This window comes from Dielma fastidiosa, from assembly GCF_003475485.1.
Classification (GTDB): Bacteria; Bacillota_I; Bacilli_A; order Erysipelotrichales; family Erysipelotrichaceae; genus Dielma; species Dielma fastidiosa.
The window spans coordinates 96,149-110,967 of sequence record NZ_QRQL01000009.1; the positions used below are offsets into that span (position 1 = coordinate 96,149).

19 protein-coding genes are annotated in these 14,819 nt (G+C 39.2%); 4 read left to right on the plus strand and 15 right to left on the minus strand.

All coding sequences use genetic code 11. From position 1 onward, the window contains the following. The first annotated feature begins 164 nt into the window (after positions 1-164). Positions 165-398 carry a helix-turn-helix domain-containing protein gene (locus tag DWZ33_RS14990; protein WP_118455641.1) on the plus strand — a complete coding sequence of 78 codons (234 nt, stop codon included), beginning with the start codon at positions 165-167 and terminating at the stop codon, positions 396-398. Positions 399-438: 40 nt separating this feature from the next. On the opposite strand, the gene DWZ33_RS18160 is transcribed toward DWZ33_RS14990, so the two are convergent. Continuing rightward, positions 439-714 carry an SHOCT domain-containing protein gene (locus DWZ33_RS18160; RefSeq protein WP_244925885.1) on the minus strand — a complete coding sequence of 92 codons (276 nt, stop codon included), beginning with the start codon at positions 712-714 and terminating at the stop codon, positions 439-441. Between the two features lie 2 nt (positions 715-716). Further along, positions 717-1,235 carry a hypothetical protein gene (locus DWZ33_RS15000; RefSeq protein ID WP_118455643.1) on the minus strand — a complete coding sequence of 173 codons (519 nt, stop codon included), beginning with the start codon at positions 1,233-1,235 and terminating at the stop codon, positions 717-719. 352 nt (positions 1,236-1,587) lie between these two features. On the opposite strand from DWZ33_RS15000, the gene DWZ33_RS15005 reads away from it, so the two are divergent. Next, the gene (locus DWZ33_RS15005) at positions 1,588-2,241 is read left to right on the plus strand and encodes a hypothetical protein (RefSeq protein ID WP_118455645.1); all 654 of its coding nucleotides are present in this window, start codon (positions 1,588-1,590) and stop codon (positions 2,239-2,241) included. 3 nt (positions 2,242-2,244) lie between these two features. Beyond that, the gene (locus DWZ33_RS15010; protein ID WP_118455647.1) at positions 2,245-2,715 is read left to right on the plus strand and encodes a hypothetical protein; all 471 of its coding nucleotides are present in this window, start codon (positions 2,245-2,247) and stop codon (positions 2,713-2,715) included. A 417-nt stretch (positions 2,716-3,132) separates the two neighbouring features. Here the strand turns inward: DWZ33_RS15010 and DWZ33_RS15020 are convergent, their stop codons facing one another. The 13 genes from DWZ33_RS15020 to DWZ33_RS15080 all read right to left on the minus strand — a co-directional run bounded on the left by DWZ33_RS15020 (position 3,133) and on the right by DWZ33_RS15080 (position 13,697). Further along, positions 3,133-3,831: a hypothetical protein gene (locus DWZ33_RS15020; protein WP_118455649.1), complete on the minus strand. Its 699-nt coding sequence runs from the start codon at positions 3,829-3,831 to the stop codon at positions 3,133-3,135. A gap of 24 nt (positions 3,832-3,855) precedes the next feature. Continuing rightward, positions 3,856-4,230 carry a GntR family transcriptional regulator gene (locus DWZ33_RS15025; RefSeq protein ID WP_118455651.1) on the minus strand — a complete coding sequence of 125 codons (375 nt, stop codon included), beginning with the start codon at positions 4,228-4,230 and terminating at the stop codon, positions 3,856-3,858. 80 nt (positions 4,231-4,310) lie between these two features. Further along, positions 4,311-4,685 (minus strand): DUF1667 domain-containing protein, encoded by a 375-nt coding sequence (locus DWZ33_RS15030; RefSeq protein ID WP_022938973.1) that lies wholly within the window; start codon positions 4,683-4,685, stop codon positions 4,311-4,313. Beyond that, a complete protein-coding gene (locus tag DWZ33_RS15035; protein WP_022938972.1) occupies positions 4,682-5,935 on the minus strand; it encodes an NAD(P)/FAD-dependent oxidoreductase in 1,254 nt (417 codons plus the stop codon). The genes DWZ33_RS15030 and DWZ33_RS15035 overlap by 4 nt, the downstream gene beginning before the upstream one ends. Then, positions 5,935-7,365 carry an NAD(P)/FAD-dependent oxidoreductase gene (locus DWZ33_RS15040; RefSeq protein WP_118455653.1) on the minus strand — a complete coding sequence of 477 codons (1,431 nt, stop codon included), beginning with the start codon at positions 7,363-7,365 and terminating at the stop codon, positions 5,935-5,937. The genes DWZ33_RS15035 and DWZ33_RS15040 overlap by 1 nt, the downstream gene beginning before the upstream one ends. Positions 7,366-7,649: 284 nt before the next feature. Next, entirely contained in the window at positions 7,650-8,483 is an 834-nt protein-coding gene (locus tag DWZ33_RS15045; RefSeq protein WP_118455655.1) for a ChbG/HpnK family deacetylase, read from the minus strand. A gap of 18 nt (positions 8,484-8,501) precedes the next feature. Continuing rightward, positions 8,502-9,302, minus strand: a complete 801-nt coding sequence (locus DWZ33_RS15050) for a ChbG/HpnK family deacetylase (RefSeq protein ID WP_118455657.1) — start codon at positions 9,300-9,302, stop codon at positions 8,502-8,504. A 26-nt stretch (positions 9,303-9,328) separates the two neighbouring features. Then, positions 9,329-9,745, minus strand: a complete 417-nt coding sequence (locus DWZ33_RS15055) for a PTS sugar transporter subunit IIA (RefSeq protein WP_022938967.1) — start codon at positions 9,743-9,745, stop codon at positions 9,329-9,331. Further along, positions 9,742-10,581 carry a Nif3-like dinuclear metal center hexameric protein gene (locus DWZ33_RS15060; RefSeq protein ID WP_118455659.1) on the minus strand — a complete coding sequence of 280 codons (840 nt, stop codon included), beginning with the start codon at positions 10,579-10,581 and terminating at the stop codon, positions 9,742-9,744. Before DWZ33_RS15060 ends, DWZ33_RS15055 begins: the two co-directional genes overlap by 4 nt. Before the next feature lie 21 nt (positions 10,582-10,602). Further along, positions 10,603-11,520 (minus strand): hypothetical protein, encoded by a 918-nt coding sequence (locus DWZ33_RS15065; protein ID WP_118455661.1) that lies wholly within the window; start codon positions 11,518-11,520, stop codon positions 10,603-10,605. Continuing rightward, on the minus strand, positions 11,513-12,004 hold the full coding sequence (locus DWZ33_RS15070; protein ID WP_118455663.1) for a PTS sugar transporter subunit IIB: 492 nt from the start codon (positions 12,002-12,004) through the stop codon (positions 11,513-11,515). The genes DWZ33_RS15065 and DWZ33_RS15070 overlap by 8 nt, the downstream gene beginning before the upstream one ends. 71 nt (positions 12,005-12,075) lie before the next feature. Then, positions 12,076-12,900 (minus strand): PTS system mannose/fructose/sorbose family transporter subunit IID, encoded by an 825-nt coding sequence (locus tag DWZ33_RS15075; protein ID WP_022938963.1) that lies wholly within the window; start codon positions 12,898-12,900, stop codon positions 12,076-12,078. Continuing rightward, complete coding sequence (locus tag DWZ33_RS15080; protein ID WP_084744593.1) at positions 12,900-13,697, minus strand: PTS sugar transporter subunit IIC; 798 nt, start codon at positions 13,695-13,697, stop codon at positions 12,900-12,902. The genes DWZ33_RS15075 and DWZ33_RS15080 overlap by 1 nt, the downstream gene beginning before the upstream one ends. A 253-nt stretch (positions 13,698-13,950) precedes the next feature. Here DWZ33_RS15080 and DWZ33_RS15085 point away from each other — a divergent pair, with 253 nt between their 5' ends. Next, positions 13,951-14,766: an HAD-IIB family hydrolase gene (locus tag DWZ33_RS15085; protein WP_118455665.1), complete on the plus strand. Its 816-nt coding sequence runs from the start codon at positions 13,951-13,953 to the stop codon at positions 14,764-14,766. Positions 14,767-14,819 lie beyond the last annotated feature (53 nt).

The window sequence follows — 14,819 nt, forward strand, 5'->3', positions numbered from 1 at the left end:
CTTGATTCACATCTGCAAATCTTTTATTTTACGCATTACTACACCTCATGTATATAAACAGATACAATTTTACTGTACCAATTTACACGTTATATTATTATAATAACAACACTAAAATGAATATACAATATAAATTTGCACATATATTGTATAGGAGGTATCTGATGGCTGACGAATTTGGTACGGTAAGGATGCGTTTAAAAGAAGTAATGGCCGAAAAAGGTATAAGCAAAACTAAATTATCTTACAAAGCTGAATTGCAAAGAACTCAACTTAACAATTATTATGATGGCAAAATTGTTAGAATAGATTTTGATATATTAGGTAGGTTATGTACAGCATTAGATTGTGATATTTCTGATCTACTTGAATTTATACCATCAACTAAAGACAAATAAAAGCGGCTCGCCCTCAATTAAGAGAGTGAGCCATTTACAATTATAATCCGAGGATCTGTTTCTTCTTACAATCGAATTCTTCTTGAGTTATGATTCCTTCATCAAGCAGACTTTTGTATTTTCTTATCTGATCAACAGGATCGATTATATTTGTCTGTTTTTGAAGGCTTAAATCATTATTTTCTTTTAATATAATATATAATGTAGCAAGCCATTGATGCACAATGTTTAAATTTGATTCATAAGCAAAAGAACCTTTATTAGTAGGGCTTGTTAGTAAATCTACTACAACTGATGGTTCTTCCATAGAATTCATAGTTAAGACAATCTGCATTTTTTTAATATTAATATTATTTTTTTCTTACCTGTAATACTTCCAACAATAGCACCTGTACCTCCAAATAATAATCCACCAGCTAAAGATGCTCCCATACCACCTCGTGTAATACATATTCCATCTTCAAGATATTCATAATTCAATAAATCTTCATATTTATATATTTCAATCTTTTTTAATCCTATTCCACAATTCATTTCTATTCCAAACATTTTATTTGTTTCATCAATCCATAAACCTCCAGGCACAGATATATCAGGATCGAATCTCTCTTTTATTTCCCATTCACGTTCCATGATTTTTTCATGTTCTTCAATTTCTTTCTTGACATCTTCTAAAGTCTTAGACTTTGTATTTGTTTGACCATATATATACCCAGCCTTATTACCACAACTCATACAAATCTGTCCAGCTTTGATATCGTATCTCCCAACGAAAGATCTTATTCCTAATTTACCACCACACAGTACACATAACTCATCATTACTAAATAACCCCATATTATTTCCCTCCTGCATCGTTATTTTAATTAACACATATATTGCTGAATTTTCAAGTGGATTTTAACTTGAATGATTAGCATAAAATATGATCTATAAAGAAAAATCCACCCTCAATTAAGAGAGTGAGTGTTTTTATACCCTAACAAATTAATAATAACATGAAATTCACAAAAATTATAGACTGATATTAATTTCCAAAAAATGGTAATGTTTAAATAGGAAGAGATGTATTTCAGATAACCCCTAATTAGTTAACTGACTGCAACATCTTGAAAGGGTTGGTGGTATCCAATGGACTATTTTATGAGTCATGAATAAATTATGATATATAAATCGAAAGGAGATCTATATGAAAAAAATTAAAAATATCATAGTCACTCTACTAGCAAGTTGTATGATATTTGCTATAACTCCAGTACAAATAAATGCTTCAGACGCTTTAGAAGAAAAAGTTACAATTAATTATGAAGATACAACAATACAAGAAACAGTCATAGGTAATGAAAGGCATGTTAAAATTGATGACGGCAATACAGTTTACGAAATTTATATTATCAACGATGTTACAACAAGAATTACAGAAAATGGCATCAATCTTAATTTAAATGAATTCTTAAGGGTAGATGCAGTTATCAATGAGGCACCCTATGATCCTTATGAAATTGAATTATATGAAAATTGGAAAAAATTAAGGGAAGTTGATACTACATTGTCAGAAAGATTTGCTAGTTCTGCTGCTGGAATTGCTTACCTAATAGGTTTATTTGCTTTTAGTGCAGCTTATGCTACTGTTTTATGGGATGCTTGTTCGACAGCAGTAACATTTATTGGTGAAAAAGTTATTGAATATGATTTTCAATCATGGATTACAGAGTCTATACTTTATGACTTAGACGATAATCAACATTACAAATATAATTATTATGCATATTCAGATTCAGCATATGAGAATTTAGTGAAATTTTGGTCTAAAGAAACAACGTACTATGATCCAGTGTTTTAATTTATGGATACAAAAGCATCATTAAAACTATTTTCATTTAGTACAATAGCACTTGTGGTCTTTGGCTCATTATTAACTATTTTAGGTGATGTGAATAATGTTAATCTGTTTAACAGCTTACTTTCTATAATTATTTGCATGATTTTTTATACCTTATGGTTGAAAATTGGTGAATATTGTGGTACACATTCATACGAATTTGAAAAAGCATTAGTATACTCTCATTTCTTATTATGTTTATTCTATATTTTATATTTGATATTATTTTTCACAAGCAATGATTTTAAGTATCTTACATTATTATTGTATGCTCCGTATTATTTATTAAAAGTGATGTTTAGCCAGTTTATGATTGTCAATGAACTCGGTAATATTTTACTTGCACCTTTTGGTATCTTCATCCTACTTTGTATATTCAAAGAAGGATATAAAAAAGGTAAAAATCATACTAATTCAAGGCTCACACTAAAATAGAGTGTGAGCTTTCTTATTTTTCTATTGATTTAAACACCTAGAATGATACCTCTTGCTCTGCTCTTACTGGTTTAGTAAGGGTTATTTTTGTATTGTCATTAATCGTATACTCAGCGGCCACCCTTTTGATATTGCAAAACGATTAGGGCATAGTGTAGATATGGTAAACAATAAGTATGGACATTGGTTTAAAGACGCACAAATCAAAATGGTTGATAAATTAAACGAAGCATTATAAGCACGAAAAAAGTACGAATTTTTTTAAAAGCGTACTTTTTTTAGTATTTTTTAGTATGATTAGTATTGAAAAATAAACTTATATATCGGTTTTTAAAGGTATATATATAAGTTCAAATACAATTCTTTAATAGATAAACACAGCCGTTTTTAAAAAGGCATAGTATAAGTTTTTTCATATCAGACACCCGCCTTATTATGCATATATAAATCATAGGAGGAACGAAGCATAACGATCGCTAATGCCAGATTCGGTACAAAAATATAAAACTTCTCATCAATAAAGTTTAAATAGATAAAACCCGTAGCAATGATTAAGACGATAGCTAAGCGCGGCAGCAGCGAAAATGATCGGCCGCACAGGATTAACAGAATAAAACCGGCAAGCTCTAAAAAGCTCAGATAAACAAAGAAGGTTGTAAAGCCATTGGCAAACAGCATCTGCATTAAAGCTGATTCATAAACACTCGCAAGCATTAAATTCATGGCTTGTGCGTCATAGAAATGCTTCAGTGCAATCAGCCAGAAAGCTCCCTGAATAACCGCAAGCGCTAAAAAAGTAAAGAATATTGTAAATAGTTCGGAAAAATAGAGTGCGGCTCTTGACTGCGGCAGAATCATTAAACGCCGCTGCAAGGGTCGATATAAATAATAGCGCTGCAGATACATTACATGAATCAGGATAATCGCGATAAAAGCGCCCAGAAAAACAAAATCTAAATGCTTTGCTGTAAACCAAGCGCCCATACCGGTAAACTCATTGGATTTTGTCTGAAAAATGCATTGTGCGTTAATAAGTGCCATTTCAGCATAAACAATCAGACATGGCCCCAGTGTCGCATCAAAACGATAAGCCCATGTTTTTATAAAATTTTTCATTTTATACCCCCTCTCATCAAAGAATCATGAGTGCCAATGCTCATTCAGCATAGCAATCAGTGTTTCCCGATCAATGCCTGTCTCAAGACATTGAATCACAAAATCATGAAGCATCTGATCCACCAACTCACGGCGGATTTTTTCAATCAGTGCGTCATTAACGATGATTACGCTTTTCACATTGGCAATTGTTTTCAGATAGCCCTCCTCTTCCATTGTCCGATATGCTTTCTGAACAGTATTGGGGTTAATTGAAAGCTGGGCAGCTACTTCACGGCGGCTGGGCAGCTCTTGATAATTTGTGCATTCCCCCTTCAGTATCTTGCGTTTTATATGCAGACAGAGCTGCTGATAAACCGGCAGATCATGGTTCAATCGGATATCAATGAATGGATTCAAGCGATCATCTCCTCTAAGTGTATTATATCCTTAATACACTTTTGTGTAAAGCTAAAGCAGCACTCTATGCTGCTTTGTGTTTATTTATTACTGATACGGGTGACGGTACGTGAGGCAATCACATTGACACCGCTTTGACAGATATTTTTAACGAGGATGTCGTTGACATGAACCGGTGCCTTCACCCGCAGGCGGTTCAGCACCTGCATCGCTTCCATCAGTTTGCCTTTGGGAATCGGGCCATCTGTAACTACCGGCAGCCTTGTCAGTTCAGCCCTTTCAAGCAGCACCGTCGTTGTCAGTGTCCGCTTAGGATTTGTCAGCTCCTCATGCGCGTATTTAATTCCCCGCGGACAATTGTTGCCGCTGACACTCAGCTTTAATGTCGCATCATCAATATCCAGCTGCAGCTGACAGCCCATCGGACATACGATACAAGTCATTTCCTTTTTCATTCGCATTCCCTCATTTCAAAGCTCAGACTGGTTAATCCTTTCAGCTCTTTAGCACTGAGTCTGACGGTTTCCATTTCCGCTGGCAGCACGATTCGCTTGCGGATTCGCCGTAATTCCTCGCCATTCTTAACAATGACTAATTCACAATTCTTCATCGGCCGCCGTACCCGGAAAGTAAATTCAACTTCCTGATTAATATTTTCCACACGCAGACATTGCGGAACTAACGCAGTGATATTATTTAAAGCGATGCAATCCACCGCCGCTCCCTCATGCAGCTGATTTTTCAGATAACGAGCCACAAAACGTCCGCACTGTTCCGCTTCACGGCTGACAAAATCTACCAGATCATGCACATGCAAAGCGTTGCCGCAGACAAAGAAGCCGGGCAGATTTGTTTCATAGCTCTCGTTAACACGTGCGCTCTTTGTAGCCGGATCTTGAATGATCGGCAAATCGTCGAATAAACGCAGTTCAGGAATAAGCCCGACTGACAGCAGCAGACAGTCACATTCAACTTCCCACTCACTGCCGGCAATCGGTTTCAGATTTTCATCAACCTTTGCCAGCACAATCTTTTCAAGCCGGTTCCGCCCAATCGTTTTAATGACTGTCGTACTCAGATACAATGGAATATTAAAGTCCTCAAGACATTGGACAATATTTCTTTTTAAACCATTTGAATAAGGCATTATTTCCGCCACGCCATGGACAGCCGCCCCTTCTAAGGTCATACGCCGCGCCATAATCAAACCGATATCACCGCTGCCTAAAATAAATACATCTTTACCAGGCAGGTAGCCGTCAAGATTCAAATAATGCTGGGCAGTGCCGGCACTCATGATGCCGCAGCAGCGATCACCTGGAATAGAGATTGAACCGCGTGAGCGTTCTCGGCAGCCCGAAGCCATGACGACCGCTTTTGCCTGAAGCTTTATATACCCTTCTTTTTTACTTAAAATCATGGCGGTTTTTGTTTCATCCAAGGATAAAACCGTCGCCTGAGAATAAACAGTAATACTGATTCGCTTTAAAAGATCAATGTATCGCTGGGCATACTGCGGCCCGGTCAGCTCAGCTTTAAAAACCTGAAGTCCAAAACCGTTATGAATGCACTGATTCAATACACCGCCAAGCGTATTGTCACGCTCGACAATTACAACATCATGAATCCCCTGCTGATAAAGCGATAACGCACACGCCAGCGCCGCTGAACCGCCGCCGACAATCAGACAATCACAAGTTTTCATCAGCGTTCCCCCTTTGTCATTTTATATAAGATATGTGAACCCTTTTGATTATAGTCAACCTCCTCCATCGGAATCTTTAATGTTTCCGACAGCAGTCTTACAACCAATGGTTCACAAAAGCCGCCCTGACAATCCCCCATGCCCGGACGAACCCGTTTCTTAACACCAACCACACTGCGGGCACCGCAGCTGCGTTTAATACAATCGATAATTTCCTGAGCGGATACTTGTTCACAGCGGCATATGATTTCACCATAACGCGGATTATGAGCAATGTACTGCTTCTTCTCTTCTTCACTGCATTCCGACAGCACGACATTTTTCTGACGATGCTTCAAAATTGAACGCGGCTGTAAATCAAATGCCGGCAGCACAAACTCCTTCATCACCTTTTCTGCGATTGCCGGCGCACTCGCTAAGCCTGGTGAATCAATACCCGCCACATCAATAAAATGCGGACAGCTTTCTTCAATAATAAAATCATCCTCTGCCGTTGTCGGCCGATTGCCGCTGAAACTGTGAATGATTTCAGAGGCCGGCACCTCATCCAGCATCTCACTTATTTTTTCCAGCACCTCAGCCAAGCCCATCGAGGTAGTGGCAACATCATCACAATCATCATGTACCGCTGCGTTAGGACCTAACAGGACATTGCCGTGAACCGTCGGCACCGCCAGCACACCCTTGCCTTTGGCCGTCGGCACCGGATAAAGCACATGCTTTACCAGCTCATGACAGCGTTTGCTTAAGACAAAATATTCACCCTTTTTAGGATTGATTTTAAAGTGTGCCTGCCCATTCACCATCGCACTGATACGATCCGCATACAAGCCAGCGCAGTTGATTACCATCCGTGTTTTAATTTTTTGTGTTGCTGACTCTACCTCATAGCCATCAGCAAGCTTGATGATGGCTTTAACCTCTTCATTCAGCAATAACCGCGTTCCATTGCCCATCGCTGTTTCCATCGCCGCAATAGCAATCTTCCAAGGTGTGACAATCGCTGTTGACTCACAAAATAAGGCCTGAACGACCCGCTTTGATAAATGACTCTCCAACGCTCTTGCTTCATCCCCATCAATCAATGAAACAACGATGCCCCTTTGATCCGCACGTGCCTTTAATTCAGCCAATGCGGCGCATTGTTCATCATTCATTGCCACAACTAAACTGCCGACCTGTTTATAGTCAACCTTTAATTCCCTGCATAAAGTTGGATAAAGCTGTGCGCCACGTAAATTCATCGCCGCTTTTAATGTATTATCACGCGGATCATAGCCGGCATGAATGATGGCGCTGTTCGCCATACTCGTACTGTTAGCCACATCATTTTCCTTCTCAATCAAGGTTACATTACAATTATATCTCGAACAGGCATAAGCAATCAGGGTTCCGATAACGCCGCCGCCAATAATGACAATATCTTCCATAAGTCCTCCATAACCGAAAAAGCACCGATAAGTGCTTTTATGCAAACAAGCTGCTCGTTTTTTTCTATATATAATTATAGCATTGAAAGCGTTTGCATTCAACAAGCACAACCAAAAGATTTAGCCATGAAGCAATCTGAAAAGCATTCGCTTCATATCTGCTGCATTCCAATTTCAAGCTTTCTAAAGCCCTGCCTGATAAAAATAGATACTCACAGATTTCCATATATTTCCATAAGAAAAACGCACTTTCGATAAAGTGCGCTGATACTCTATTCAAATGCTTATTCACTTTGATTCATTGCCATCCGCTTTTTCAAGTCACGATAGGTAACCATCTCAACATGATGTTCCTTGATCCAATCCTTCATCACCGGTGACATCATCATCTCAACATCCCGCAGCCGTTCAATTGAAACCGTTGAATTAGCAATCAATTCTGCATCCACATAACCAGGATGACCATCTAAGGCCGCATATTCATACTGAAGCAGCTCATCACGATTAGCAATCACTGTCCCTAATGTATCTTTATTCAGCTGTTTTTCAATATCAAATACTTTTTTAGGCCGCTTGCCCATCGGCGTCCATGTTTTATGCAGATCCGCAAAGCCAAAATGCTCCCGCATCTCTTTTGCCATACAGACACCATGCCGTTTGCCAATATCTGATACGGCTTTGGCATAGCTTGGCACAGTTCTGCCAATCGAGTGTGTATGAACATATTCAGGCTGACTGCCCGCTAATTCAACATATTTTTGAAACTGGGCCTCCAGCTCAATCATCACTTCATCATAAGGCCATAAAACATCCCTGCCCTGATCAGCCATGAAGAGCGGATCGGCATACTTCACAGTTGAACGGATAAATTCACCGTCAGCATCAACTAAATGCGGAATTAATTGGGGATCGGCAACACATTTTCCGGATGTGATATTAAAATCAAGACCAAAACAAGTTTGCGGATGCGCAGCAATCTGTTTTGCCGCCCAAGCACTGCTTGGCATATTTACAAACAATCCGGTACAATTCAAGATACCATTTTCAATCGCATCCAAAATTCCATAAGTAACAGCCCTCGTAAAACCAAAATCATCACCCTGTACCAATAATTTCATCCATTCACCTCCAGATAGTTATTTTTTTAAATCATAATACGTTATCAATTCAATATTATGATCATCAATCCATTGCTTAATAATCGGTGACATACACATTTCAGCATCCCGTAAACGTTCTAAAGATAAGGTTGTCAAACTCAGCAAATCGGCATCAACATAACCCGGATGACCGCCAATCGCAGCAATATCATAAGAAAGCAGCAGATCACTGTGATCAAGCACATTCTGTACTTTATCTTTCGCTAATTGACCGCCCGCGTCAAATTCCTTTTTAGGTACGCCGTCACGGCTGCGCTGATAAGGAATACTGCCGACATTCATTTGCTTTCTGATCGTACGTGAATAGAAAATACCCGTCTCCTGCTCTAAACGCTGAATGGTTTCTAAATAGGGCTCCGGTCCAATGGAATGTGAATGAAGATACCCCGGTTTTTGACCGCTCATTTCGATAAAACGCTCATACTGCGCTTTCATCTCAATATAGCATTCTTCAATGGGAAACATTTCCCGGCGGCCTTCTTCACTTTTATAACGCGGATCTTTAACGCGGACACTGCTTCTGATAAAATTACCGTCATGATCTACTAAATGCGGAATCAGCAACGGATCGGCGCAGCATGGACCTGACACAATATTAAAATCGATGCCAAAACAAACATGGGGACGCGCCTTCATAAAGCTGACGGCTAATGCTGCCGAAGGCATATTAGCAAACAGCCCTGTATTTCTTAAGATGCCATGATCAATGGAATCAATAATGCCGTAGGTCACACCCCGCGTAAAGCCAAAATCATCACCTTGTACTAATAATTTCATATTACCTCCCGGTTTATCAACCGCTGTTAGAAAAACTGATCCTGCGAACTATTCACATCTAAAGAAACTCGCTGCGTCATTAATCGGCTGTTTTCGATAAGCTCATCCAGCTGGGATGCGGTGAAGTTTTGATGACACTGACACAATAACTCTAAAAGCAAGGTAAGTGTTATCCCCGTAATCACAAAAACATTCTCCAGATCTGAATATTTCATCAGTTCTTGATTTACACTGCCGCCCAGCATATCGGACACCAAAAGCTTAGTCTCTGAGGGTTCACACTGCGCCAGAAACTGTGCCGCCTGTTCGCCGACTGAAACTGTTACACCTGGCAGATACGCATCAAAAACAGTAAGTGCTTCACTGCTGCCCATTAATAAATCAATCGATGATTTCATACCGCTGGCCATACGGCCATGTGTTGCTAAAAATATTTTTGTCATAATACCCTCTCTAAATAGTGAAAATAATCACCTGATTGAATAAATACCATTGGTATCTCTTCCTGCAAAGCTTCCGGCAGCCATTGAAGCATATATTTCATACCTAATTCTTCACAATTAAAATGTCCCATTTCAAACAAAACCTTTGCCTGATTCAGATAAGCCGCGTCATGAACATACTGCGTTAATGTATAATCACAAATTTCAAAAGGGATGATTACATCTGCCTTTAAACCGCTTTTGATTTTCTCACCGTCATTCTTGCTGCCCATGACATGTTCCGCAAACCATACCGTAGATATCTCCTGATCCAAGTTACCAACAATCCGCATCCCTTGAAGATTAAATTTAGCCATAATAAAATCAGCTAAATCAGCAGCCTTAATCTTAGGAATCTTATACCAAAGCGGCTTCAGCTTGTCACCTACCACATAATCGTCCCAGCCCAGTTCCTTACATATTCCATAGAATATATAATCCGGATTCTTTCTTTCCGGATAGAAAGGCTTGCCATTGCCGTGAATATGATCATGATCACGCCAAATCACTAAATTATTTTCCTTAATATAATTAAGCTTTGCCTGATAAACATCATTGTCAGCAAGCTCATCAGCATCAACACGACCGCCAAAAAAGATGGATTCATGAGTGATGATCAGGTTAATATTTTGTTCCTTGGCTTTTTTTAATACCTCAAAGGTAGCGCATACCGTTATCGCTATGCCGCTGCATTCCTGATCAGCATCACCGCATAATATCTTATCCCGGCCGCCTTCATGTTCAATAAAGGGCTGATGCCATTCGCACAGCCGCTCAATTACTTCTTTTATCTTCATAAATTCTCCTTCAATTTACAGCTAAGCTGTCTTAATCAATAAATCGCCAATACGCTTTAACCGTTTAACATCAACGGTTTTATCCCGGCGGCTGCGAATATCCTTTACATAATACTCATTGCTTTGATCGCGTTCAGCAGCAGTCATAATCATCAGCTTTGAAGAGCTCTCAAAACAATGCAGCACACCCTCGTCTTCAATCTTTAAGCCCTCTGCCTCACATGCCTCAATGAATTGGCTTTTATCCTTATCCAGCTCTTTATAGGCTGAAACCAAATGCTGACCATGTGCTAAATTATTAAAATAAATAACCGCATCAGCACGTTCGCACTGCTTTTTATATTTAACCAGAAACAGCTTCAAACTCAGATAATTCTGAGCACTGTGATCTAAAAACACATAAGCAATTTGTTCATCTTTCCTTCGATGTGCCGCAATATAAGTGAAAAGCGCGAGCGGCGCACTGCTGCTGAAATTAAAAATATTGCGCAGCGAATACAAATAGAGCAAAAAGCTTACGAAAGCACAAATACAGGAAAGCCAAAATTGCTTAAAAAGCAAATAGACAAGCCAACAGACAGCCGCTGTCAACAAAACGCCGATACTGCCATTAATCAATGCAGCCAGCATATGATTTCGATCACTTTTCTTTTCATTAAAAGGATAATAGCTGTACTGTTTATAATAAGATTTACGCGGTGTATCCAAAGGCGCAATCAAGATTTTATCAGCTTTATCCAAATTGCCGGCAATACATAAACCAATCTTGCTGATACCTACTGAAAGCTTATCAAACTTCACATCTAAACCGAATTCTTTCGCAAATTTACTTTCAATATACGAATAGCATCTTTGCTTATCTTTATTGGAATTTCTGATGCCATAATAATACGTATATTGAAGCAGCTGTTCCTCTAAACGATTCTCAATATCAGACATTTTTCAATATATTGGTCAACGGTGTTTTAGGCTGTGAAGGCGTCATCTGCATGAAAGCAGGGATATCAAAAGCAAGAACTTTTTTCAAGCTAACAGCTTCATCATCATCGAGGAACAAATGATCCGTATACCCTTTTCTCTCCTTACCGCTCGTTACCAGCCGGCCATAATTTGATACATTGATTTCTTTGACATCCTTGGCATTTTCAGCAATATTCAAAAGCGTGTCAATCGTTCTGACAACCACAAAAATATGCCGATCAGCACAGCGCGGATCATTTAATACCTTTAACGCTTCCTCATTAGTCATAACAAAAGTCTTAATATTTGCCGGCGAAGCCATATAAAGCGTTTTGGTCAGAAATGGGTCGGTAGCACTCGTATCATCAATAACCAGCAGGGTATCTACCGGCAGCGTTTTCACCCATGCCGCAGCAATTTGTCCATGTATTAATCTTTCATCTAAACGAAGTAAATCGATCATAATATTTTCCCTCTTTTCTTTCTATGAGCAGAATGAGTAAGCCATGGAATCACGGCTTACTCATGTGCTGATTAAACAATTCCTAAATAAGCGAAAATGATACAGACAACCATGATGCCATAAATCAATTTAGTTGGTGTGACCTTCTTATTTAACAAGCCAAAGCATGTAAACAATATTACCAATGGAAGTAAACCTGGCAGCAATGCATCTAAGAAAGCAGTTTGGAAATCTGTTTCAACACCGCCAAAATTGATGACCCAGTTAAAATTAAATCTAATTGTTGTCGCTGTCAGACAGCCCATCATCATCAAACCGGCAATTGAAATAACCTCTTCCATGCGGTCAAACATATCCGTCTGCAGTAACTCTGTAACAAATTCTTCACCCTTAACATAAGTGATTCTTAAGAACAGCCACTTACCGCCGGCAAACAGAATTAAGAATAAGCCTAAATATATAATCGGCGCCAGGAAATTTCCCTCCTGAGCCATACCCATGACCATGGCGGCAATAATGATACCGATAGAACCCTGGAAAAGCGTATCACCAATTGCGGCTAAAGGCCCCATCAAGGCAATCTTCATATTTTGAATTGATTCACCGCTTACCGCTGTCTTATTCAGACTGCGTTTTTTCTCCATAATATAAATCAATGCCCAAACAATCGCACCAGTATATGGATTTGTATTGTAATAGACGCTATGACGATCAAAAGCAGCAACTTTTTCTGCTTCATCATCTTTGTAGAACTCTTCTAAATATGGCGCAACAGTAAATAAAACACCATGTCCGCCCATAACAACTGGATTGTTGGAACCCATAATCAGATTAGAACGCCAGAATAGGTTCCACATTACCTTTTTATCTTCTTTTGTTAAATTATTCTTAGCCATTAGAAAAAGTCACCTCCTCGATTCACACTGCCTGCCGATTGATTCAATTTAATCTTCTTATCAAGATCAGCTGAGATAAAGTACCAAATCGCACCAATTGCTACTGCAACGATCGCGCATTGGATCTGTGTTAAACCAATTACATAAGCTAAAATCCAGCCAAGGAAGAAGAAACCGGCAAATTTTGTCTGCCATGTCATCTTTAACGCGATAGCAATACCAACTGCAGTCATACAGTTAGAAGCAACACTTAAGCCCGTCATGAATTTTGCCGGCAGCAAATTAACTAAATTAGCTACCACTTCAGTACCGAAAGCAACACTGAAGAAAATGATAAGCGCTGACGGAAGCATACTGATTACTAAAAACCATACCCAGTGAGCCATGGAATAGCTTTTTGCATTTGCCTTTAAAGCCAAATTTTTCCACCATGGTTCAGAAGCGGCAAATATTGTATTAGCCAATTGATTAATACTATTACTGAGAACACCAATCGTATAAGCGATTGCTAAACCGGCTTCTAATTCCATACCGCCCAATAAGACGAAGGCACATGGGATAATTGAACCTAATTGTTTATTTGCCGGTGCTACACCGCCAATCGCCATTACACCTAAGAAAATTGCCTGCAGATAGCCGCCCATTACCAATCCCTCGGTTGGCTTGCCGACTAAGAGTCCCAACAGTGTACACAAGCAAATAGGAGAATAAGAAATATTTATTAAAAATACTTTCTGCAATACATTTGATATCCAAAAAACAAAAACGCAAATAAGCGCACCTTGCAACATTATCATCCACTCCTCTCTGTTTTTAATGTTCAGGCTTAAACAAATCCCTAATTAATTCTCAACACATTCCTCCTTAACTTGTTGGCTATATTGTAACGGTTAAAAAAGCGCTTTCAATTGTTGATTTTTCACCAGCCGCAGTGCAACCGCTCAATTTATGACTGATACAGCAAGCTTCACTTCTCCTGATGAAATTATATAAATTCTGATCCCGGCAGCGATGTTAAAATATAAATAATACAAAAAAAGGATAAAAGATATGGAAAAAATAAAATTGATACTCTGTGATATTGACAACACACTGGTGCCTAAGCATCAAGATTTAAGTGAACGGGCTGTACAAGCCATTCACCAATTAAAAAAAAGCGAGATTTTATTTGGTCTCGCCTCCGGCAGGTCAATCAGTCAGCTGCATCGGCTTGAAACATCTTGGAATATCCGCTGTGATGTCATAATCGGCTTGAATGGTTCTGAACTATATGATGGTTTGGACGATTTCAGCGAACAGCTCTATTTTATGGAACCTGCATGGATAAAAGCCTGCTTTGAAATTATGGCACCCTTTGACTGCAATCCTACCCTGCGCAGAGACGGCATCAGTTATGTGCGCAATTATGATAAGAATGTTGCCGCCTCCTCTGCTTATATAAAAAATGACCATCAAGTACATATCGTTAAGGATGACGCTGAATTCTGGCAGGGACCCGCTTTTAAGGTTGGTTTTCGAGTTAAAGCAGAAGATATGCCCGCAATTGAAAAACGTGCCGCCAAATTTCCGTCACAAGCATTCAAGGGCTTTAAAACGGAAAATACAATGTTTGAATTCTGTAATGCGGAAGCTTCAAAAGGCAGCATGCTGAAGCGCTTCTGTTCAAGACATGCTATTGATTTACAACAAGTCTGCTGTTTTGGTGATATGACCAATGATATCAGTATGCTGCAGGCTGCCGGTATAGGGGTTTGCATGCTGAATGGCTCTGAAGACGCAAAAGCGGCTGCCGACTGCATTTCTGAGAAAGCCGCTGATGAGGATGGCTGGGCTGACTATGTTGAAAAGCATATTTTAAATCGTTAATAGGCTTTCTGCCAATAACACACGGCAGCTGGCCGCATTGACATCATATCAGC

What these genes read in the sequence shown, in the direction of transcription:
- DWZ33_RS14990 (WP_118455641.1), top strand. Translation starts at nt 165, where the DNA reads ATGGCTGACGAATTTGGTACGGTAAGGATGCGTTTAAAAGAAGTAATG.
- DWZ33_RS15005 (WP_118455645.1), top strand. Translation starts at nt 1,588, where the DNA reads ATGAAAAAAATTAAAAATATCATAGTCACTCTACTAGCAAGTTGTATG.
- DWZ33_RS15010 (WP_118455647.1), top strand. Translation starts at nt 2,245, where the DNA reads ATGGATACAAAAGCATCATTAAAACTATTTTCATTTAGTACAATAGCA.
- DWZ33_RS15080 (WP_084744593.1), bottom strand. Translation starts at nt 13,697, where the DNA reads ATGATAATGTTGCAAGGTGCGCTTATTTGCGTTTTTGTTTTTTGGATA.
- DWZ33_RS15085 (WP_118455665.1), top strand. Translation starts at nt 13,951, where the DNA reads ATGGAAAAAATAAAATTGATACTCTGTGATATTGACAACACACTGGTG.
- DWZ33_RS18160 (WP_244925885.1), bottom strand. Translation starts at nt 714, where the DNA reads ATGAATTCTATGGAAGAACCATCAGTTGTAGTAGATTTACTAACAAGC.
- DWZ33_RS15075 (WP_022938963.1), bottom strand. Translation starts at nt 12,900, where the DNA reads ATGGCTAAGAATAATTTAACAAAAGAAGATAAAAAGGTAATGTGGAAC.
- DWZ33_RS15030 (WP_022938973.1), bottom strand. Translation starts at nt 4,685, where the DNA reads ATGAAAAAGGAAATGACTTGTATCGTATGTCCGATGGGCTGTCAGCTG.
- DWZ33_RS15065 (WP_118455661.1), bottom strand. Translation starts at nt 11,520, where the DNA reads ATGTCTGATATTGAGAATCGTTTAGAGGAACAGCTGCTTCAATATACG.
- DWZ33_RS15020 (WP_118455649.1), bottom strand. Translation starts at nt 3,831, where the DNA reads ATGAAAAATTTTATAAAAACATGGGCTTATCGTTTTGATGCGACACTG.
- DWZ33_RS15035 (WP_022938972.1), bottom strand. Translation starts at nt 5,935, where the DNA reads ATGAAAACTTGTGATTGTCTGATTGTCGGCGGCGGTTCAGCGGCGCTG.
- DWZ33_RS15050 (WP_118455657.1), bottom strand. Translation starts at nt 9,302, where the DNA reads ATGAAATTATTAGTACAAGGTGATGATTTTGGCTTTACGCGGGGTGTG.
- DWZ33_RS15060 (WP_118455659.1), bottom strand. Translation starts at nt 10,581, where the DNA reads ATGAAGATAAAAGAAGTAATTGAGCGGCTGTGCGAATGGCATCAGCCC.
- DWZ33_RS15000 (WP_118455643.1), bottom strand. Translation starts at nt 1,235, where the DNA reads ATGGGGTTATTTAGTAATGATGAGTTATGTGTACTGTGTGGTGGTAAA.
- DWZ33_RS15055 (WP_022938967.1), bottom strand. Translation starts at nt 9,745, where the DNA reads ATGACAAAAATATTTTTAGCAACACATGGCCGTATGGCCAGCGGTATG.
- DWZ33_RS15040 (WP_118455653.1), bottom strand. Translation starts at nt 7,365, where the DNA reads ATGGAAGATATTGTCATTATTGGCGGCGGCGTTATCGGAACCCTGATT.
- DWZ33_RS15070 (WP_118455663.1), bottom strand. Translation starts at nt 12,004, where the DNA reads ATGATCGATTTACTTCGTTTAGATGAAAGATTAATACATGGACAAATT.
- DWZ33_RS15045 (WP_118455655.1), bottom strand. Translation starts at nt 8,483, where the DNA reads ATGAAATTATTGGTACAGGGTGATGATTTTGGTTTTACGAGGGCTGTT.